The following is a 19,239-nucleotide window of genomic DNA, read 5'->3' as shown; positions in this document are numbered from 1 at the left end:
ACACATGCAATGGATGTTCATGCTGCTGGGAGGGGGGCTGGGCTGGCTCCTTGATGAGTCCTTCAGCGACGCCCTGATTGGCGCGATCTCGGGCTTGGCCATCGGCCTGGCGATTCGTTCCGACGCCCTGCATCGACAAGTTGTCGACCAGCATCGTGAGCTGGAGAAGGCGAAGAAGACCCTCGCGACCCTGGGCCAGCGCCTTGCCCTGCTGGAAAGTACCGGCGGCCCCGCTGCCGAACCTGCATCACAACCCCCGGCCAGCGCCCCGCTGGCCGAGGCAGGCACCGGCATGAGCGCCGCGCCGGAACTTGCAGACCTTCCCGAATTCATTCTTGAGGAAGTCCAGCCCGTGGAGCCGGCGCCGGCTGCCCCCGAGCTGGTCTGGGAACTGCCCGCGGCGGCGAGCCCTGCCGCCTCCGTGGAGGCCAGCCAGCCGGTGCCGGAGTCGGTATGGCAACCCCAGCCACAGGCGCCAGCCCGTGAATCTGTCGCTGCGCCTCGGGAACCCAACCTGATCGAGCGCGCCCTGAGCGGCGCGCGCACCTGGCTGTTTGGCGGCAACACCGTGCTGCGGGTCGGCGTGGTGCTGTTGTTCCTTGGCCTGGCTTTCCTTCTGCGCTATGCCACCGAAGGTATGGTGGTGCCGCTGGAGCTGCGCTACGCCGGGGTTGCGGCCTGTTCCCTGGGCCTGCTGGGCCTGGGCTGGTGGCTGCGGCGGCGCAACGGCAACTACGCCCTGATGCTCCAGGGCACCGGTATCGCCGTGCTGTACCTGACGGTGTTTGCGGCGATGCGCCTGCATCCGTTGCTCGACCCTTCCGCGGCCCTGGGCCTGTTGGTGGCGGTCACGGTGTTTTCGGCGATCCTGGCCATTACCCAGGACGCCCTCAGTCTGGCGGCCGCTGCAGCCCTGGGCGGCTTTGCCGCACCCATCCTGACGTCCACCGGCGCCGGCAGCCATGTGGCACTGTTCAGTTACTTCGCCCTGCTCAATGCCGGCATCCTGGCCATTGCCTGGTTCAAGGCCTGGCGCCTGCTGAACCTGATCGGCTTTGTCGGCACCTTCGGTATCGGCTTTGCCTGGGGCCTGCGTTCCTACGCGCCGGAGCTGCTGTGGAGCACCGAGCCCTTCCTGATCCTGTTCTTTGTCATGTACCTGGCCATCGGCCTGCTGTTCACCCGGCGCAAGCTGCTGGAAATGCCCGACGCACCCGCGGATGACAGCCGCCAGGCGCTGCTGCACTGGTCTGCGCGCAAGGGTGACTACGTCGACGGCAGCATGCTCTTCGGCCCGCCCCTGGTGGGCTTCGGCCTGCAACTGGCGCTGGTCCAGCACCTGGAGTTCGCCGCTTCCTTCAGTGCCCTGGCCCTGGGCCTGACCTACATGGTCCTGGCCCGGCTACTGATGGGCGGCCGCGCCCTGTTGCTGGGTGAAACCTGCCTGGCCCTGGGCGTGATCTTCGCCAGCCTGGCTATTCCTCTAGGCCTGGATGCGCGCTGGACCTGCGCCGCCTGGGCCGTGGAAGGGGCGGGAATCTTCTGGCTCGGCCTGCGCCAGCAACGGCCGCTGGCCCGGGCGTTCGCCCTGCTGCTGCAACTGGGGTCGGCCCTGGCCTTCCTCAGTAAGCTGCAACCTGGCGCTACCAGCCTGCTGGACGGCGCGCCGCTGGGGGCGTTGCTGCTGGGCGTCGCGCTGCTGTTCAGCTTCGATCAGTTGCGGCGGGCGCAGAAGACCCAGGTAGCGAGCTGGGAGCAGGGCATTGCGCCGATCCTGGCGGTGGCCGGGCTGGCTTTCCTGTACCTGCTGGCGCCGTTGTTCCTGTTCACCCAGGGCACCGCCATCAGCTGGGCGGTGGCCGGGTTGGCGACGCTGCTTGTCGGCCTGCGCCTGCAATCGCGGACGTTCCTGTTCACCGCCTTCGCCGTACAGCTGTTGGGCGGCGCGTTGTTCCTGATGCGCCTGCAAGGTGCGGGCGGCGATGCCGGTGCGGTGTTCAACGCCGGCTGGAGCGGGCTGATGAGCGCTTCGCTGATTGGCCTGGCGCTGATCGGCGGCATGCTCCTGGCGGCCCGCAATGACATGGTGCGCAGTGATCCGCGGCTGCTGCGGGGCTTGTCCCTGGTACTGCTGGCCGGCCTGATGATGATCAACCTGGCGGTGCTGTTCGTCCTGCCCTGGAGCACGGCCAGCGGCGTCTGGGCCGCCAGTGGCCTGCTGATCATCTGGCTCAGCCTGTATCTGCAGCAGCGGGCCAGCTTTGTCTTCGGCCTGGTGCTCCAGGTGATTGGCGGCAGCACTTTCCTGCTGGCCGGTTCGGGTTGGTATTTCGTGGCGGCGGACGCTGCGCGGCCTCTGGCCAATGGCGATTTCTGGACGCCGATGGTCCTGGCCCTGGCGGCCATGGTGGGCGCCTGGCGCCTGCAGCGGGGCAACCATGGTTCGGCCTTCGATACCTTGAGCCTGGGCCATCTGTCCGATCTGTTGCTGGCCTGGGGCGCCGGCTGGTGGGCCTTTACCTGGCTCAAGGAAGTGCTGCGCTTCGCCCCGGCCCATTGGCAGGCCAGCCTGCTGTTGCTGATCAGCGCGGCTAGCGTGTTGCTCTGGGCCCTGCTGGCGGTACGTTTGAAATGGTCGTCCCTGGGCCTGTTGTGCAGCCTGTTGATACCGACCGCGGGCCTGGTGCTGCTGGCTTCCTGGGCTCCGCGCTATCACCCGGCGGCGGATTTCGGCTGGCTGGCCTGGACCCTGTTGTTCGCCGTGCACTTCTTCAGCCAGCGGCGTCTGGCATCGCAGCTGCCGGCACGGGTGACGAGCATCGCCCATGTGCTGGGCTGCTGGTTGCTGATCGGCGTGCTGGCGCTGGAGCTGCGTTATGGCCTGCTGCTGTTGTCCGAGCAGTACAACGCCTGGCGCTGGCTGGGCTGGGCGATCCTGCCGAGCCTGTACCTGGTGGCGATGGCCGCGCCGCGTGCCTGGCCGTGGCCGGTTTCTGCCCATTCCCGCGAGTACCGCCTGTATGCCGCGCTGCCCCTGGCGGTACTGATGCTCGGCTGGTTCTGGCTGGCGAATATCTTCAGCGATGGCCGGGCCGAACCACTGCCCTACCTGCCGCTGCTCAACCCGCTGGAACTGGGGCTGCTGTTCGCGCTGTTCGGCGTCTATGTCTGGTCGCGCAGCGCAGTGCGGGAAGTGGCGATCCGTGCCGACTACGCCGAGCGTGCCACGCAACTGGTAGCGGGGCTGTCGTTGTTCGCCTTCTTCACCGTGCTGGTGATGCGGGCGGCGCACCATTGGAGCGGCGTGCCGTTCCAGGCGGATGCGTTGCTGGAATCGATGATGGTCCAGGCCGGGCTGTCCATCGTCTGGACCCTGATTGCCCTGAGCCTGATGATCGGCGGCCACCTGCGTCATCGCCGTGAAGTCTGGCTGATCGGCGCAGTGCTGATTGCCGTGGTGGTGGCCAAGCTGTTCCTGGTGGAGTTGAGCAACCGTGGCGGGCTGGCGCGGATCGTCTCGTTCATCGGGGTGGGAGTATTGCTGCTGGTGGTGGGCTATTTCGCCCCATTGCCGCCCAAGCGCGCCGAGGCGCAAGCCGAGCCCGGCAAACCGTTGAATGAAGGAGTGTCATCGTGAGTGCGAAGCTGAGCCTGGGCTGGTTGGGGGCTGTGGGCCTGTGTGTGGCGTTGTCCGCCGTGGCCCAGGACAAGCCGGGGGACTTCAAGTCCCTGGCGCCCCTGAGCCTGAGCGGCGAGGGCCCCTGGTATCGCCTGGAATTGCCGTTGGCGGTGCAACTGCACGCCAGCCAGACCGACCTGCGGGATATCCGTGTGTTCAACGCCGCCGGCGAGCCCCAGGCCTATGCCCTGGCGCGCCAGCAGGCGCAGACCACCGAGCAGCACACGCTCAGCGATGTGAAGTGGTTCCCGTTGTACGGCTCGGCAGATGCCGCCGACAGCACCCCCAGCGTGCGGGTGCAATCCACCACCAATGGCACGCTGGTGGAGGTTCAGCCCTCCACTCAACTGGAGGCCGGCGAGGAGGTGCTGCGTGGCTGGTTGCTGGATGCCAGCGCAATCAAGGCACCATTGCAGCAACTGGTGCTGGACTGGACCAGCGAACGCGACGGCTTCCAGCGGTTCAGCATCGAAGCCAGTGACGACCTGCAGCACTGGCAGCCCTGGGGCGAAGGCCAGGTGGCGCGCCTGTCGTTCGCCGACGAGCGGGTCGAACAGCATGAAGTGGCCTTGCCCGGGCAGACGGCGCGCTACCTGCGCCTGTTATGGAACACCCCGCAAACGGCGCCGGTGCTGACTTCGGCGCAATTGCAAAGCAGTACCACCAGCAGCCTGCCATCGCCGCTGGTGTGGTCGCAGCCCCTGACGGGCAGCAGTGCCAAAGCCGGCGAGTACACCTGGCAGCTGCCCATGGGCCTGAACCTGGAACGGGTGCGCATTGCCCTGACCCAGGCCAACAGCCTGGCCCCGGCCACGCTTTATGGGCGCCGAGAAAGCAGCCTGCCGTGGCAGCCCCTGGGCAATGGCCTGCTGTACCGCCTGACCCAGAATGGCCAGGACGTGCAGCAGAACGAACTGCAACTGCCGGGGCAGACCGTGCAGCAACTCAGGCTGGTGGTGGATGAGCGTGGCGGCGGCCTGGGCGCCGAGGCCCCGAGCCTGGAGTTCGCCGTGCGTGGCACCCAACTGGTGTTCCTGGCCCGGGGGGCCGGCCCTTACACCCTGGCCCTGGGCAACCCCACCGCGAGCGCGGCCAACCTGCCGCTGGCGACCCTGATTCCCGACTACAGTGCGCAACGCCTCAAGCAGCTGGGGCAGGCCAAGGTCGAGGGCGCGGCGCAACTGGCCTCGGCCTCTGTCGCGCCTGCCGCTGCCGTGGCGGCAGGCGGGCCGGACTGGAAGAAGATCGGCCTGTGGGCCGTATTGCTTCTCGGGGTACTGGCCCTGGCCGGGATGGCCTTCAGCATGTTGCGCAAGCCCGCGGCCTGAAGCGGGCAGGTGTGGCGAGGGACCAAGCGCCCTCGCCACCAAGGTCCATCGTGCCTGGGGTTTTTGACTACGCTGAAACCGGCGCCTGAACTCTAACTGGCGGTTCCCTGTCTGAGAGGAGGAAATGCGCCTCGACTCGCGTTAAACTGCGCGGGTTTTTAGCCCCCCATTCCTCCGGAGCCTTCCATGTCCCGCGTTACCCTGAGTCGCTATTTGATTGAGCAGACCCGCAGCAACAACACTCCTGCCGATCTGCGCTTCCTGATCGAAGTGGTGGCGCGTGCTTGCAAGGAGATCAGCCACGCCGTTTCCAAGGGCGCCCTGGGCGGTGTCCTGGGTAGCATGGGCACGGAAAACGTGCAGGGCGAAGTGCAGAAGAAGCTCGACGTGATCTCCAACGAGATCCTGCTCGAAGCCAACGAATGGGGCGGCCACCTGGCCGGCATGGCGTCCGAGGAAATGGACAATGCCTACCAGATCCCGGGCAAGTACCCCAAAGGCGCCTACCTGCTGGTATTCGACCCGCTGGACGGCTCCTCGAACATCGATATCAACGCACCGGTCGGCACCATTTTCTCGGTACTGCGCTGCCCGAACGAGTACCTGAGCCAGAACGAAGCCCTGAATGAAAAGGCCTTCCTGCAGCCGGGCACCCAGCAGGTCGCCGCCGGTTACGCCATCTACGGCCCGCAGACCATGCTGGTGCTGACCCTGGGCGACGGCGTCAAAGGCTTCACCCTGGACCGCGAAATGGGCAGCTTCGTCCTGACCCACGAAGACATCAAGATTCCGGAATCCACCCAGGAATTCGCCATCAACATGTCCAACGAGCGTCACTGGGAAGCCCCGGTCAAGCGCTACGTGGAAGAGCTGCTGGCGGGCGACACTGGCCCACTGAAAAAGAACTACAACATGCGCTGGGTCGCCGCGATGGTGGCTGACGTGCACCGTATCCTGACCCGTGGCGGCCTGTTCATGTACCCACGGGACAGCCGCGAGCCGGAAAAACCGGGCAAGCTGCGCCTGATGTACGAAGCCAACCCGATGTCGTTCCTGGTGGAGCAGGCCGGCGGTGCATCCACCGACGGCCACAAGCGCATTCTCGACATTCAGCCTGAAGGCCTGCACCAGCGTGTGGCCGTATTCCTCGGTTCGAAGGAAGAAGTGGCCCGGGTTACCGGTTACCACAAGGAATAAACCATGAGCGCGCCCTGGCAGCCTCTGCTGGATTGGTGGTTCGGTTCAGCCGAAAAACCGGCGCAGATTGTCGCTGCCAAGGGTCGGTTGTGGTTTGGCAAGCGCGACAGCCAGGACCTCGAAGCGCGTCAGCGCTTTGGGGACTTGACGGAGCAGGCGCTGGCCGGCGGATTGACCGAGTGGACGCAAACTCCCCAGGGTTGGCTGGCCTTGGTGCTGTTGCTCGACCAACTGCCACGGATGATCTATCGCGACACGCCCAAGGCATTTGCCGGCGACCTGCGTGCCCAGGCAGTGGTGGCCCAGGGCATCGCCGCGGATTTTGACCGGCGCCTGCCGGCCATGCAGCGCTGCTTCATCTACCTGGTGTTCGAGCACTGCGAAAACCTGGCGGTGCAGAATGAGAGCGTTTCACGCTTTGCGGCCCTGCACGATGAACAGCCAGTGGACGAGCGTGCAGTGTTTGCCAGCAACCTGGACTACGCCGAGCGGCACCAGAAAGTCATTGCCCGCTTCGGGCGCTTTCCCCATCGCAATGCCATCCTCGGCCGCGAATCCACGGCCGAAGAGCTGGCCTTTCTGCGCGAGCCCGGTTCGCGTTTTTAAGAGCGCTTTCGCCGGCAAGCCGGCGAAGCTGTTCCTTTAAATACGGAAACTGCCCACCAGATGCTGCAGGCGCTTGGCCTGCTGCTCCAGGTCGGCGCAGGCGCGCAAGGTGGCCTGGAGGTTTTCCACGCCTTCCTGGTTGAGGGTGTTGATCTCGGTGATGTCGACGTTGATCGACTCCACCACGGCGGTCTGTTCCTCGGTAGCGGTGGCCACCGACTGGTTCATGCCGTCGATCTCGCCGATGCGCTGGGTCACGCTGCCCAGGCGCTCGCCGGCCTGGTTGGCAATGCCCACGCTGTTCTCGCTCTCGCGCTGGCTTTCGGTCATGGTGCCTACCGCTTCACGGGCGCCTACCTGCAGTTCCTCGATCATCTTCTGCACTTGCTGCGCCGAATCCTGGGTGCGGTGGGCGAGGTTGCGCACCTCGTCCGCTACCACTGCGAAGCCGCGCCCGGCTTCACCGGCGCGGGCGGCTTCGATGGCGGCGTTGAGGGCCAGCAGGTTGGTCTGCTGGGAGATGCTGGTGATCACTTCCAGAATCTGGCCGATGTTCACCGTGCTGCTGTTGAGGGTTTCGATGTTGTCGCAGGAGCTGCTGATCTTGGCCGACAGCTGGTGCATCGCGGCGATGGTCTTGTCCACTACCTGCTGGCCGTCCTCCGCCAGGCTGCGGGCGTCGCTGGAGTGCTGCGAGGCCAGGGCTGCGTTCTGGGCGATTTCCTGGGCGGCGGCGCCCAGCTGGTTGATGGCTGCGGCCACGCTGCTGGTGCGTGAGGCCTGCTGGTCGGAGTTGAACATCGACGAGTTGGAGGCAGCCACGACCCGCAGGGCCACTTCGTTGACCTGGCCGGTGGCCGAGGACACTTCGCGGATCGAGCTGTGTATGCGTTCGACGAAACGGTTGAACGACACTCCCAGGGTGCCGAATTCGTCGTGGCCGTGGATCACCAGGCGCTTGGTCAGGTCGCCTTCACCTTCGGCGATATCGTGCATGGCCCGGCCCATCAGGTGCAGGGGCTGCATCAGCATGCGGATCAGCATGCCCAGCAGGCTGATGATGATCACCACGGCAATGGCCATGGCGATGATGGCCGAGGTGCGGAACTCGCTGAGCATGGCGAAGGCGGTGTCCTGGTCCAGGACCAGGGCCACGTACCAGTCGGCCGAGGGCACGCCATTGACGTGGGTGAAGGAAATGAACTGGGTCTTGCCGCCCTGTTGCACTTCTTTCAGGCCCGGGCTGATGGTCGGCGCTGCGTTGGGGTAGGCCTCGTTCAGGTTCTTGAGTACCAGCTTGCTGTCAGGGTGGATGAGGATCTTGCCCTCGGCGCTGACGATGAAGGCATGGCCGTGGCCGCCGAAGTTCAGTGAGTTGATGATGGCGCTGATGCTCGACAGGTCGATGTCGGCACCGGCCACGCCGATCATCTGGTTCTGGTGCTGTACCGGGGTGGCGACGGTGATCACCAGCTTGCCCGACGAGGCGGCGATGTAGGGTTCGGTGACGATGGTCCGCTGGGCGCTGGTGGCTGCCTTGTACCAGCCGCGGGCGCGTGGGTCGTAATCGGCGGCGCGGTTGCCGGCCGGTACCGAGAACATCACGCCGTCCTGGCCCCCGAAGTAGCTGAGCTGGAAGTTGCCGGTGTAGGCGGGCAGGCCGACGCTGCGTTTCAGGCTATCGGCGCCGCTGCCGTCCACGGCGATCTGCTGGGCCAGGGATTGCAGGAGCTGGATGCGGCTCTCCAGCCAGGTCTGGATGTTGCTGGTGGTCAGGCTGCCCAGTTCCTGCATCGAGGCTTCGGTGCTGCTGCGCAGGGCCTCTCGCTGTCGATAGTCGTTGAACAGAATAAAACAGGCGAACGCAACGGCAACCACAAGGGCGGCGGCAAGCAGGATCTTGTGGCTGAATTTCATATTTCTGGTCATTAAATGAACTACCGCGAGGGGCTGGTCAACGAGGGGCGTCAATTTGCCACAGTGGAGGGCTTTGCGCTGCATCTTATGTCGACTGGCCACCACGGAAAATGAGGGGCAGATGCACAAAGCCGACGAACTGTCAGGTGCGGCAAAAAGGTCCTTGATTTACGAGGCAATTGCCCGGTTTGCCAGGCAAGAAATACCCGTCGCACCGGGGAACCAGAAGGGGGTTTTCTCTTCTAAGCTTCTGGTTGGCTGACAGGCCTTCCCCCTTTTGTCCAGGAGTTCACCATGTCCCTGCGTTCTCTCGCTCTGTTGTCGTTCTGCGTGCTGCTGGCCGCGTGCAGCAAGGTCAATCAGGAAAACTATTCCAAGCTGTCGGCGGGTATGCCCAAGGCCGAGGTCGAACAACTCCTGGGCAAGCCGACTGACTGTTCGGGCGCGCTGGGCATGTCCAGCTGCACCTGGGGCGACAAGAACAGCTTTATCAGCGTGCAGTACGCCGGTGACAAGGTTCTGATGTTTTCCGGGCAAGGCCTGAAGTAAAAACCGGGGCTTCGGGCCCACGGGAGAAAAATAATGATGCGTTTTGCTGTCACTCTTCTGGTCGGCCTGCTCTTGGCCGGCTGCGCCACGTCCCGGGACGATTCGCTGGCGCCCAAGACCGTCAACCACGTCGATCTCAAGCGTTACCAGGGGACCTGGTACGAGCTGGCGCGGTTGCCCATGTACTTCCAGCGCAACTGTGCGCAATCCGAGGCTCGCTATACCCTGCTGCCGGAGGGCAACGTGGCGGTGCTCAATCGCTGCCTGACGCCGGAATGGAAATGGGAAGAGGCCCGTGGTACGGCCACGCCTCAAGTGCCGGGCAAGACCGACAAGCTGTGGGTGGAGTTCGATAACTGGTTCTCGCGGCTGCTGCCGGGCGCTACCAAGGGCGACTACTGGGTACTGTACGTCAGCGATGACTACAAGACCGCGATTGTCGGCAACCCGAACCGCCGTTACCTGTGGCTGCTGTCGCGGACCAAGGAGGTCAACGAAACGGTGCGCGAGGAACTGCTGAGCAAGGCTCGCCAGCAGGGGTATGACACCACGCGGCTGATCTGGCGGGTGTCGGACTCGGCCATGGCCAAGACCTCGAAATAAGCTCATCCGCAGGAGCCGGCTGGCCGGCGAAGGCGCTCGTGAGAATGCTTTCGCCGGCCAGCCGGCCCCTACAGGTCGGGGTTAGTTGAGCAGGTCACGCAGGACCTGGGTGAAGGCCCGGCTGCTGTCTTCTTCGGCGGCGTGACGCCCGTCGCGCACCACCCACTGCCCACCCACCATCACATCGCGCACCTGGCGGTCGCCGCCGGCGAACAGCCAGCGGTTGAGAATCCCGTCGCCTTCGGCGGTGGCCAGGTAGGGGTCGTTGCCATCCAGCACCAGCCAGTCGGCGCGGGTGCCCACGGCCAGGGCGCCAATGCCTTGTCCCAGGGCCTGGGCGCCGCCGTCCAGCGCGGCGTCGTACAGGGTCCGGCCGACCATGGGCTGGTCGGCGCGGTACAGGCGGTTGCGGCGCTGGTCCCGCAGGCGCTGGCCGTACTCCAGCCAACGCAGTTCTTCCACCACGCTCAAGGACACGTGGCTGTCGGAGCCGATGCCCAGGCGCCCGCCCTGGGCCAGGAAATCCACCGCCGGGAAAATACCGTCGCCCAGGTTGGCCTCGGTGGTCAGGCACAGGCCGGCGATGGCCCGGCTTCTGGCCATGAGGCTGACTTCCTCGGGGTTGGCGTGGGTGGCGTGGACCAGGCACCAGCGCTGATCCACCGCGACGTTTTCATACAGCCACTGCAATGGACGCCGGCCGCTCCAGCTCAGGCAGTCGTCGACTTCCTTCTGCTGCTCGGCGATGTGGATATGCACCGGGCAATGGCGATCACCGGCAGCCAGCACTTCGCTGATCTGCTGTGGCGTGACCGCCCGCAACGAGTGAAAGCACAGGCCCAGTTGCTGGTTGGCCTGCTGCGCCAGCAGAGGCTGCAAGTGCTGTTGCAGCTTGAGGTAGTTTTCCGTGCTGTTGATGAAGCGGCGCTGGCCGTCATTCGGCGCCTGGCCACCAAAGCCGGAATGGCTGTAGAGCACTGGCAGCAGGGTCAGGCCGATACCGCTGCTGGCGGCGGCCTGGCTGATGCGTCGGGACAGTTCGGCGGGGTCGGCGTAGGGCTTGCCGTCGCTGTCGTGATGCACGTAGTGGAATTCAGCTACCGAGGTGTAGCCGGCCTTGAGCATTTCGATATACAGCTGCCGGGCGATGACTTCCAAATGCTCGGGATCGATCTTGCCCACCAGGCGGTACATCAAGTCGCGCCAGGTCCAGAAGCTGTCATTGGGGTTGCCGGCCACTTCCGCCAGCCCGGCCATGGCCCGCTGGAATGCATGGGAGTGCAGGTTGGGCATGCCCGGCAGCAGCGGGCCCTTGAGCCGTTCCGCGCCGTCTGCGCTGGCGTTGGCCTGGATCTGTGTCAGTAGGCCGCTGGCGCTGACTTCAAGGCGTACATGGTTGGCCCAGCCATCAGGCAGCAGTGCACGTTCGGCGAAAAAGGCGGACATGGTTCAAGCACCCTATCGTTTGTTATTTGTATATACATATACAGACGTTTGCCTGCCCGGTAAACTCCGGCAAGCTAGCCACCTTTATCGATCAACAAGGATTTCCTGTGCCGACTCCGCCTGCCAAATCGCCGCTGGCTGCCCACTTGGGTGATAGTCCGGCGCCCTTGTACGCCCGCGTCAAACAGATGATCACCCAGCAGATCGAGAGCGGAAACTGGCCGCCGCACTACCGTGTTCCCTCGGAAAGCGAGCTGGTCAATCAGCTGGGTTTCAGCCGCATGACCATCAACCGCGCGCTGCGCGAGATGACGGCCGAAGGCATGCTGGTGCGGATGCAGGGCGTGGGGACCTTCGTCGCCGAACCCAAGAGCCAGTCCGCCCTGTTCGAAGTGCACAACATTGCCGACGAGATCGCGTCCCGCGGTCATCGCCACACCTGCCAGGTGATCACCCTGGGCGAGGAGGCCGCCGGTTCCGAGCGTGCCCTGGCCCTGGACATGCGTGAAGGGCAGAAGGTCTTCCACTCGCTGATCGTGCATTTCGAGAACGACATCCCGGTGCAGATCGAGGACCGTTTCGTCAACGCCCTGGTGGCGCCGGAGTACCTCAAGCAGGACTTCACCCTGCAGACCCCCTACGCCTATCTGTCCCAGGTCGCGCCCCTGACCGAGGGCGAGCATGTGGTGGAGGCGATTCTCGCCGAAGCCGAAGAATGCCGGCTGCTGCAGATCGAGCGGGGCGAGCCTTGCCTGCTGATTCGCCGCCGCACCTGGTCCGGGCGCCAGCCGGTGACCGCCGCGCGGCTGATCCACCCCGGTTCCCGTCATCGTCTGGAAGGGCGCTTTCACAAATGATCCAGCTCACCCATCTGCGTGCCGCCGACTACCCACGCATGCCCTGGAAAAACGGTGGAGGCAGCACCGAAGAGATTGCCCGGGACACCGGTGACGGCCTGGACGGTTTCGGCTGGCGCCTGTCGATTGCCGATATCGCCGAGTCCGGCGGGTTTTCCAGTTTTGCCGGTTACCAGCGGGTCATCACCGTGCTTCAGGGCGCGGGCATGCAACTGACCATCGATGGTGAGGATGTGCGGCCGCTGTTGCCTCTGGACGCCTTTGCCTTCAACGGCGCGAGCCAGGTCGATTGCACATTGCTGGAGGGGGCGATCCGCGACTTCAACCTGATCTATTGCCCACAGCGCTACGCTGCCCGCCTGCAGTGGCTCGATGGCCAGCAGCGGTTTTTCACCCAGGCGCACACCTTGTTGCTGTTCAGCGCTGCCGAGCAAGCCTGGGTGGATACCGGTAGCGCACCGGTCCAAGCACTGGGGCGTTATGACTGCCTGCGCCTGGAAGGCAATAGCGGGTTACTGGAAGTCGCCCTGGACGGGCTGTGCTGCGTGATCGAACTCACCGCCCGCTGATTCATCACATCTTGCCGCAGGCCGGGATACGGCCTGCGGATGCTGCAAACCTCCTTTGTTTATTAGTGCTTGGTTGCCCTCGGCTTCGTGCGGGGGGCTGCGTGCCTGCGCCGGCGCACCTGCTGTTTCTTGCGCGCACTCATTTGTTACCTAACGCCCCAGCTCGGCGCAAAAGCCCATCCTGGTAACAGCCACGCGCGTGGCAAAAAACCTTCGCTGAAAATTTATCTTTCGTTGAAAGCCCCGTTCTACAAGGCCTGCGATGTGTTGATCAGGTTTATGGGAATGATCTTAAGGGAGTTGGCCGCTTGATTGCATATGCTTGTATGTACAAGTAAATATGTGTGCGTAAGAGTCGATGGAATCCTCTTCGCACCTTGGACTCATCGCCGAGGAGTTTTTCCGTGACCGACAGCAAGCCAACTAAATACCGTAACGTCGAAATCCGTGCTGCACGCGGCAACAAGCTGACCGCCAAGAGCTGGCTGACCGAAGCGCCGCTGCGCATGTTGATGAACAACCTCGACCCGGAAGTTGCCGAGAACCCCAAGGAGCTGGTGGTGTACGGCGGCATCGGCCGCGCGGCGCGCAACTGGGAGTGCTACGACAAGATCGTCGAGGCCCTGACCCATCTGAATGACGACGAAACCCTGCTGGTGCAGTCCGGCAAGCCGGTGGGCGTGTTCAAGACCCACAGCAACGCGCCACGGGTACTGATCGCCAACTCCAACCTGGTGCCGCACTGGGCCAGCTGGGAACACTTCAACGAACTGGATGCCAAGGGTCTGGCCATGTACGGCCAGATGACCGCTGGCAGCTGGATCTACATCGGCAGCCAGGGCATTGTCCAGGGTACCTATGAAACCTTCGTCGAAGCCGGCCGCCAGCATTACGATTCCAACCTCAAGGGCCGTTGGGTACTGACTGCCGGTCTGGGCGGCATGGGCGGCGCCCAGCCACTGGCCGCGACCCTGGCCGGGGCCTGCTCGCTGAACATCGAGTGCCAGCAGACCAGCATCGACTTCCGCCTCAAGACCCGCTACGTCGACGAGCAGGCCACCGATCTGGACGACGCCCTGGCGCGGATCAAGAAATACACCGCCGAAGGCCGTGCCATCTCCATTGCCCTGTGCGGCAACGCTGCCGAGATCCTGCCGGAACTGGTGCGCCGCGGCGTGCGCCCGGACATGGTCACCGACCAGACCAGCGCCCACGACCCGCTGAACGGCTACCTGCCCAAGGGCTGGACCTGGGAGCAGTACCGTGACCGCGCCCAGACCGAGCCGGCGGCGGTGATCAAGGCGGCCAAGCAGTCCATGGCCGTGCACGTCCAAGCCATGCTGGACTTCCAGAAAATGGGGGTTCCGACCTTCGACTACGGCAACAACATCCGCCAGATGGCCCAGGAAGAGGGCGTACAAAACGCTTTCGACTTCCCCGGCTTCGTCCCGGCCTATATCCGTCCGCTGTTCTGCCGTGGCATCGGCCCGTTCCGCTGGGCGGCGCTGTCTGGCGACCCGCAAGACATCTACAAGACCGACGCCAAGGTCAAGGAACTGATCCCCGACGACGCCCACCTGCACAACTGGCTGGACATGGCACGCGAGCGCATCAGCTTCCAGGGCTTGCCGGCGCGGATCTGCTGGGTTGGCCTGGGCCTGCGCGCCAAGCTCGGCCTGGCCTTCAACGAAATGGTCCGCAGCGGCGAGCTGTCGGCACCGATCGTCATCGGTCGCGACCACCTGGACTCCGGTTCCGTGGCCAGCCCGAACCGTGAAACCGAATCCATGCAGGACGGTTCCGATGCCGTATCCGACTGGCCGCTGCTCAATGCCCTGTTGAACACCGCCAGTGGCGCGACCTGGGTTTCCCTGCACCACGGCGGCGGCGTTGGCATGGGCTTCTCCCAGCATTCGGGAATGGTGATCGTCTGCGATGGCACCGATGAAGCGGCCGAGCGTATTGCCCGGGTGCTGCACAACGACCCGGCCACCGGGGTGATGCGTCACGCCGATGCCGGCTACCAGATCGCCATCGATTGCGCCAAGGAACAGGGCCTGAATCTGCCGATGATCACCGGCAAATAACCACCGCTCTCTGTAGGAGCCAGCTTGCTGGCCAAGCAAGCACCGCGGTGCATCAGGCACACCGCCTCGCTCGCACGCTCGCTCCTACAGGGGAAATCGTCTGCAGTGCCCATTAGAGGTTCGACGTCCATGGCTTTAGCGAATGATCGTGCAAGCAACAAACCGTTGATCGAAAGGCGTTCGATCGACTACATCCCGGAAGCGGAAAGACACGGTCGTCTCTTGAGTCAATTCACCCTGTGGTTGGGCGCCAACCTGCAGATCACCGCCATTGTCACCGGCGCCCTGGCAGTGGTCCTGGGCGGTGATGTGTTCTGGTCGCTGATCGGCTTGCTGATCGGTCAGTTGCTGGGGGGCGGGGTCATGGCCCTGCATGCCGCCCAGGGCCCGCAACTGGGGCTGCCGCAGATGATCTCCAGCCGCGTGCAGTTCGGTGTGTACGGTGCGGTGATTCCCCTGGTGCTGGTGTGCCTGATGTACGTCGGCTTTTCCGCCAGCGGTTCGCTGCTGGCGGGGCAGGCGGTGGCGCAACTGCTGCACGTCGAAGACTGGGCCGGCATCCTGCTGTTCGCCGGCTCGATCATGGTCTTCACCATTTTCGGCTACCGGGTCATCCACGGCATCGGGCGAATCGCCAGCGTGCTTGGCGTGGTGGCCTTCATCTACCTGTTCTACAAGCTCCTGGCAGGTAACGACATCGCCGCCCTGCTCGGCAACAAGCATTTTTCCCTGGCCAGCTTCCTGCTGGCGGTATCGCTGTCGGCTTCCTGGCAGATCGCCTTCGGCCCTTATGTGGCGGACTACTCGCGCTACCTGCCGCGCAGCACCTCGGCGGCGAAAACCTTCTGGGCCGTAGGCCTGGGTTCGGTGATCGGGGCCCAGGCCGCGATGGTCTTCGGGGTCTTCGCGGCGGCCCTGGCCGGGTCCCAGTTCGCCCACCACGAGGTGTCGTTCATCGTCGGCCTCGGCGGTACCGGTGTCGTCGCCGGCCTGCTGTATTTCGCCGTGGCCTTCGGCAAGGTCACGGTGACCACGCTGAATGCCTACGGCAGCTTCATGTCGATCGCCACCATCATCAGCGGCTTTCGCGGCAGCCGGCATATCGGCAGCGGCGTGCGCCTGCTCTACATCTTCATCATGGTCTCGCTAGCCGCCACCCTGGCACTGTTGGGCAAGGATTCGTTCCTCAAGGATTTCTCCGCCTTCATCCTGTTCCTGCTGGCGTTCTTCACGCCCTGGAGTGCGATCAACCTGGTGGATTTCTACTGCATCACCAAGGAGCGCTATGACATCCCCGCGCTGTCCAATCCGGACGGTCGCTACGGTCGCTGGAATGTCATGGGCATCAGTATCTATGTGTTCGGCGTGCTGATTCAGATGCCGTTCATTTCCACCCACTTCTACACCGGCCCCCTGGTGGCGAGCCTCGGAGATACCGACATCTCCTGGATCATCGGCCTGGTGGTGCCCGCGGCGTTGTACTACGCCTGTGCGAAGAAGTGGCATGGCGCGGTGCCCGAGCACCTGATCCTGCCGGTAGAGCAGGGCGCGCCCATCGAACAAAAACTGAGCAGGGCCACCCGCGCTGCAGCGGTATGAGTCTTGATTGGACGTGGACAGGGCTGGATGCCTCTTAACTGCCGTAAGCCAACTCATGATTAGGAGCGTCACACAATGAAAATGCATAAGACCCTGCTGACCACGTTGTTATCCATGGGCCTGCTGGCCGCTTCCGGCGCCCAGGCTGCGGGCTGGTGCGAGTCGGGCAAGGCGGTGAAGTTCGCCGGCCTGAACTGGGAAAGCGGCATGTTGCTGACTGACGTGCTGCAGGTGGTCCTGGAGAAGGGCTACGGCTGCAAGACCGACAGCCTGCCGGGCAACTCCATCACCATGGAGAACGCCCTGGGCAGCAATGACATCCAGATCTTCGCCGAAGAGTGGGTAGGCCGCAGCGAGGTGTGGAACAAGGCCGAGAAGGCCGGCAAGGTGGTGGGCGTCGGCGCACCGGTGGTGGGTGCTGTCGAAGGCTGGTACGTCCCGCGCTACGTGATCGAAGGCGATGCCAAGCGCAAGCTCGAAGCCAAGGCCCCGGACCTGAAGAACATTGCCGACCTGGGCAAGTACGCCAGCGTGTTCAAGGACCCGGAAGAACCGAGCAAGGGGCGTTTCTACAACTGCCCGGCGGGCTGGACCTGCGAGCTGGACAACAGCGAGATGCTCAAGAGCTACGGCCTGGAAAGCAGCTACACCAACTTCCGCCCGGGCACCGGCCCGGCCCTGGATGCGGCAGTGCTGTCGAGCTACAAGCGCGGCGAGCCGATCCTCTTCTACTACTGGTCGCCGACCCCGCTGATGGGCCAGGTGGACCTGGTCAAGCTCGATGAGAAACCTGGCGTCGACAAGAGCGTGAGCATCAAGGTCGGTTTGTCCCGAGTCTTCCACGACGAGGCCCCGGAGCTGGTGGCGGTGCTGGAAAAGGTCAACCTGCCGATCGACCTGCTCAACCAGAACCTGGCGCGCATGAGCCGCGAGCGCATCGAATCGCCGAAACTGGCGAAACTCTTTCTCAAGGAACATCCTGAAGTCTGGCACCCATGGGTCAGTGAAGAGGCCGCCGGGAAAATCGACGCGGCCCTGTAGCCGGGGCTTTTCCGGCGGCTCCAAGGGCCGTCGGGAACCGGACAGCAACCTCCTTTGAGCGAGAGTTTCCTATGTTTCCAGAAAGTTTCACGTTTTCCATCGCCGACTGGGTCAACGGCTGGGTCGATGCCTTGGTGACCCATTATGGCGATGTGTTCCGGCACATTTCCGACACCCTGCTGTGGGCCATCGTCAACCTCGAAAGCCTGCTGCGCATGGCGCCCTGGTGGCTGATGCTGGCGATTGTCGGCGGTATCGCCTGGCACGCCACCCGCAAGCTGCTGACCACCGCGGTGATCGTCGGCCTGCTGTTCCTGGTGGGCGCGGTGGGGCTGTGGGACAAGCTGATGCAGACCCTGGCGCTGATGCTGGTGGCCACCCTGATCTCGGTGCTGATCGGCATCCCCCTGGGGATCCTCTCGGCCCGCAGCAACCGCCTGCGCTCAGTGCTGATGCCGCTCTTGGACATCATGCAGACCATGCCCAGCTTCGTGTACCTGATTCCGGTGCTGATGCTGTTCGGCCTGGGCAAGGTGCCGGCGATCTTCGCTACGGTGATCTACGCTGCGCCGCCCTTGATCCGCCTCACCGACCTGGGGATCCGCCAGGTGGACGGCGAGGTGATGGAGGCGATCAACGCCTTCGGCGCCAACCGCTGGCAGCAGCTGTTCGGTGTGCAACTGCCCCTGGCCCTGCCGAGCATCATGGCCGGGATCAACCAGACCACGATGATGGCCCTGTCGATGGTGGTGATCGCCTCGATGATCGGTGCCCGTGGCCTGGGCGAAGACGTGCTGGTGGGGATCCAGACCCTCAACGTCGGGCGCGGCCTGGAAGCGGGGCTGGCGATCGTGATTCTGGCGGTGGTGATCGACCGCATTACCCAGGCCTACGGTCGTCCGCGTCATGAGGTGAGCAAATGAACAGCGCTGCCATCAGCAAGATCGAAGTCAGGAACGTCTTCAAGATTTTCGGCAGTCGCCCTGCCGACGCCCTGGCGATGATCCGCCAAGGCAAGGGCAAGGACCAGGTGCTGGCCGAGACCGGCTGTGTGGTCGGGGTCAACGACCTGTCCCTGAGCATCGGCACCGGCGAGATCTTCGTCATCATGGGCCTGTCCGGCTCTGGCAAGTCGACCCTGGTGCGCCATTTCAACCGCCTGATCGACCCCACCAGCGGCGCGATCCTGGTGGACGGCGAGGACATCCTGCAATACGACATGGAGGCCCTGCGCCAGTTTCGCCGGCACAAGATCAGCATGGTGTTCCAGAGCTTCGGCCTGCTGCCCCACCGCAACGTGCAGGACAATGTTGCCTACGGCCTCAAGGTGCGCGGCGAAAGCAAGGCGCTGTGTGCCGAGCGTGCCTTGCACTGGATCAACACCGTGGGCCTCAAGGGCTACGAGAGCAAGTACCCGCACCAGCTGTCCGGCGGCATGCGCCAGCGGGTCGGCCTGGCCCGGGCCCTGGCGGCGGACACCGACATCATTCTCATGGACGAGGCCTTCAGCGCCCTCGACCCGCTGATCCGCGCAGAAATGCAGGACCAGTTGCTGGAGCTGCAGAAGACCCTGCACAAGACCATCGTCTTCATCACCCATGACCTGGACGAGGCCGTGCGCATCGGCAACCGCATCGCGATCCTCAAGGACGGCCGCCTGATCCAGGTGGGCACGCCCAGGGAGATCCTGCATTCACCGGCCGATGAGTACGTCGACCGTTTCGTCCAGCGTCGTGCTGCGACGGTGTAGTTCACAGTCAA

General features: G+C 64.2%; 15 protein-coding genes. 13 read left to right on the top strand and 2 right to left on the bottom strand.

Annotated elements, in window-relative coordinates:
* The first annotated feature begins 4 nt into the window (after positions 1–4).
* The 4 genes from KCG88_RS21825 (at position 5) to KCG88_RS21810 (ending at position 6,810) form a co-directional block, all read left to right on the top strand.
* The gene (locus KCG88_RS21825) at positions 5–3,637 is read left to right on the top strand and encodes a DUF2339 domain-containing protein (protein WP_210713066.1); all 3,633 of its coding nucleotides are present in this window, start codon (positions 5–7) and stop codon (positions 3,635–3,637) included.
* Positions 3,634–5,007 (top strand): DUF3999 domain-containing protein, encoded by a 1,374-nt coding sequence (locus tag KCG88_RS21820; RefSeq protein ID WP_210713065.1) that lies wholly within the window; start codon positions 3,634–3,636, stop codon positions 5,005–5,007. The genes KCG88_RS21825 and KCG88_RS21820 overlap by 4 nt, the downstream gene beginning before the upstream one ends.
* Before the next feature lie 186 nt (positions 5,008–5,193).
* Positions 5,194–6,204, top strand: a complete 1,011-nt coding sequence (locus KCG88_RS21815; protein ID WP_011058768.1) for a class 1 fructose-bisphosphatase — start codon at positions 5,194–5,196, stop codon at positions 6,202–6,204.
* Between the two features lie 3 nt (positions 6,205–6,207).
* The gene (locus KCG88_RS21810) at positions 6,208–6,810 is read left to right on the top strand and encodes a DUF924 family protein (RefSeq protein ID WP_210713064.1); all 603 of its coding nucleotides are present in this window, start codon (positions 6,208–6,210) and stop codon (positions 6,808–6,810) included.
* 36 nt (positions 6,811–6,846) lie between these two features.
* On the opposite strand, the gene KCG88_RS21805 is transcribed toward KCG88_RS21810, so the two are convergent.
* A complete protein-coding gene (locus tag KCG88_RS21805; protein ID WP_210713063.1) occupies positions 6,847–8,739 on the bottom strand; it encodes a methyl-accepting chemotaxis protein in 1,893 nt (630 codons plus the stop codon).
* Between the two features lie 282 nt (positions 8,740–9,021).
* On the opposite strand from KCG88_RS21805, the gene KCG88_RS21800 reads away from it, so the two are divergent.
* Positions 9,022–9,276 carry a hypothetical protein gene (locus KCG88_RS21800; RefSeq protein ID WP_011058771.1) on the top strand — a complete coding sequence of 85 codons (255 nt, stop codon included), beginning with the start codon at positions 9,022–9,024 and terminating at the stop codon, positions 9,274–9,276.
* Between the two features lie 33 nt (positions 9,277–9,309).
* Positions 9,310–9,879 (top strand): lipocalin family protein, encoded by a 570-nt coding sequence (locus tag KCG88_RS21795; RefSeq protein WP_011058772.1) that lies wholly within the window; start codon positions 9,310–9,312, stop codon positions 9,877–9,879.
* Positions 9,880–9,960: 81 nt separating this feature from the next.
* Here the strand turns inward: KCG88_RS21795 and KCG88_RS21790 are convergent, their stop codons facing one another.
* Positions 9,961–11,325: a formimidoylglutamate deiminase gene (locus KCG88_RS21790; protein WP_210713062.1), complete on the bottom strand. Its 1,365-nt coding sequence runs from the start codon at positions 11,323–11,325 to the stop codon at positions 9,961–9,963.
* 107 nt (positions 11,326–11,432) lie between these two features.
* Between KCG88_RS21790 and hutC the strand changes: the two genes are divergently transcribed.
* The 7 genes from hutC (at position 11,433) to KCG88_RS21755 (ending at position 19,228) form a co-directional block, all read left to right on the top strand.
* Positions 11,433–12,182 (top strand): histidine utilization repressor, encoded by a 750-nt coding sequence (gene hutC / locus KCG88_RS21785; protein WP_011058774.1) that lies wholly within the window; start codon positions 11,433–11,435, stop codon positions 12,180–12,182.
* Positions 12,179–12,751 (top strand): HutD family protein, encoded by a 573-nt coding sequence (locus KCG88_RS21780; RefSeq protein ID WP_047283575.1) that lies wholly within the window; start codon positions 12,179–12,181, stop codon positions 12,749–12,751. The genes hutC and KCG88_RS21780 overlap by 4 nt, the downstream gene beginning before the upstream one ends.
* 404 nt (positions 12,752–13,155) lie before the next feature.
* Positions 13,156–14,838, top strand: coding sequence for a urocanate hydratase (gene hutU / locus KCG88_RS21775; RefSeq protein ID WP_047283576.1), 1,683 nt, complete (start codon positions 13,156–13,158; stop codon positions 14,836–14,838).
* Between the two features lie 129 nt (positions 14,839–14,967).
* Positions 14,968–16,437 carry a cytosine permease gene (locus KCG88_RS21770; protein WP_047283577.1) on the top strand — a complete coding sequence of 490 codons (1,470 nt, stop codon included), beginning with the start codon at positions 14,968–14,970 and terminating at the stop codon, positions 16,435–16,437.
* A gap of 75 nt (positions 16,438–16,512) precedes the next feature.
* A complete protein-coding gene (locus KCG88_RS21765; protein WP_047283578.1) occupies positions 16,513–17,478 on the top strand; it encodes an ABC transporter substrate-binding protein in 966 nt (321 codons plus the stop codon).
* A 71-nt stretch (positions 17,479–17,549) separates the two neighbouring features.
* Entirely contained in the window at positions 17,550–18,401 is an 852-nt protein-coding gene (locus tag KCG88_RS21760; protein WP_210713061.1) for a proline/glycine betaine ABC transporter permease, read from the top strand.
* Positions 18,398–19,228, top strand: a complete 831-nt coding sequence (locus tag KCG88_RS21755) for a glycine betaine/L-proline ABC transporter ATP-binding protein (protein ID WP_052914285.1) — start codon at positions 18,398–18,400, stop codon at positions 19,226–19,228. The genes KCG88_RS21760 and KCG88_RS21755 overlap by 4 nt, the downstream gene beginning before the upstream one ends.
* The last annotated feature ends 11 nt before the right edge of the window (positions 19,229–19,239 follow it).

It is taken from the genome of Pseudomonas sp. MWU349 (genome assembly GCF_017947325.1).
In the GTDB taxonomy this organism is placed as follows: Bacteria; Pseudomonadota; Gammaproteobacteria; order Pseudomonadales; family Pseudomonadaceae; genus Aquipseudomonas; species Aquipseudomonas protegens.
Note: the sequence above shows the minus strand (reverse complement) of the source record. Positions and strands in the feature narration are given on the sequence as shown.

What these genes read in the sequence shown, in the direction of transcription:
- KCG88_RS21795 (WP_011058772.1), top strand. Translation starts at nt 9,310, where the DNA reads ATGATGCGTTTTGCTGTCACTCTTCTGGTCGGCCTGCTCTTGGCCGGC.
- KCG88_RS21790 (WP_210713062.1), bottom strand. Translation starts at nt 11,325, where the DNA reads ATGTCCGCCTTTTTCGCCGAACGTGCACTGCTGCCTGATGGCTGGGCC.
- KCG88_RS21755 (WP_052914285.1), top strand. Translation starts at nt 18,398, where the DNA reads ATGAACAGCGCTGCCATCAGCAAGATCGAAGTCAGGAACGTCTTCAAG.
- KCG88_RS21800 (WP_011058771.1), top strand. Translation starts at nt 9,022, where the DNA reads ATGTCCCTGCGTTCTCTCGCTCTGTTGTCGTTCTGCGTGCTGCTGGCC.
- KCG88_RS21780 (WP_047283575.1), top strand. Translation starts at nt 12,179, where the DNA reads ATGATCCAGCTCACCCATCTGCGTGCCGCCGACTACCCACGCATGCCC.
- KCG88_RS21760 (WP_210713061.1), top strand. Translation starts at nt 17,550, where the DNA reads ATGTTTCCAGAAAGTTTCACGTTTTCCATCGCCGACTGGGTCAACGGC.
- KCG88_RS21810 (WP_210713064.1), top strand. Translation starts at nt 6,208, where the DNA reads ATGAGCGCGCCCTGGCAGCCTCTGCTGGATTGGTGGTTCGGTTCAGCC.
- KCG88_RS21825 (WP_210713066.1), top strand. Translation starts at nt 5, where the DNA reads ATGCAATGGATGTTCATGCTGCTGGGAGGGGGGCTGGGCTGGCTCCTT.
- KCG88_RS21765 (WP_047283578.1), top strand. Translation starts at nt 16,513, where the DNA reads ATGAAAATGCATAAGACCCTGCTGACCACGTTGTTATCCATGGGCCTG.
- KCG88_RS21815 (WP_011058768.1), top strand. Translation starts at nt 5,194, where the DNA reads ATGTCCCGCGTTACCCTGAGTCGCTATTTGATTGAGCAGACCCGCAGC.
- KCG88_RS21770 (WP_047283577.1), top strand. Translation starts at nt 14,968, where the DNA reads ATGGCTTTAGCGAATGATCGTGCAAGCAACAAACCGTTGATCGAAAGG.
- KCG88_RS21805 (WP_210713063.1), bottom strand. Translation starts at nt 8,739, where the DNA reads ATGACCAGAAATATGAAATTCAGCCACAAGATCCTGCTTGCCGCCGCC.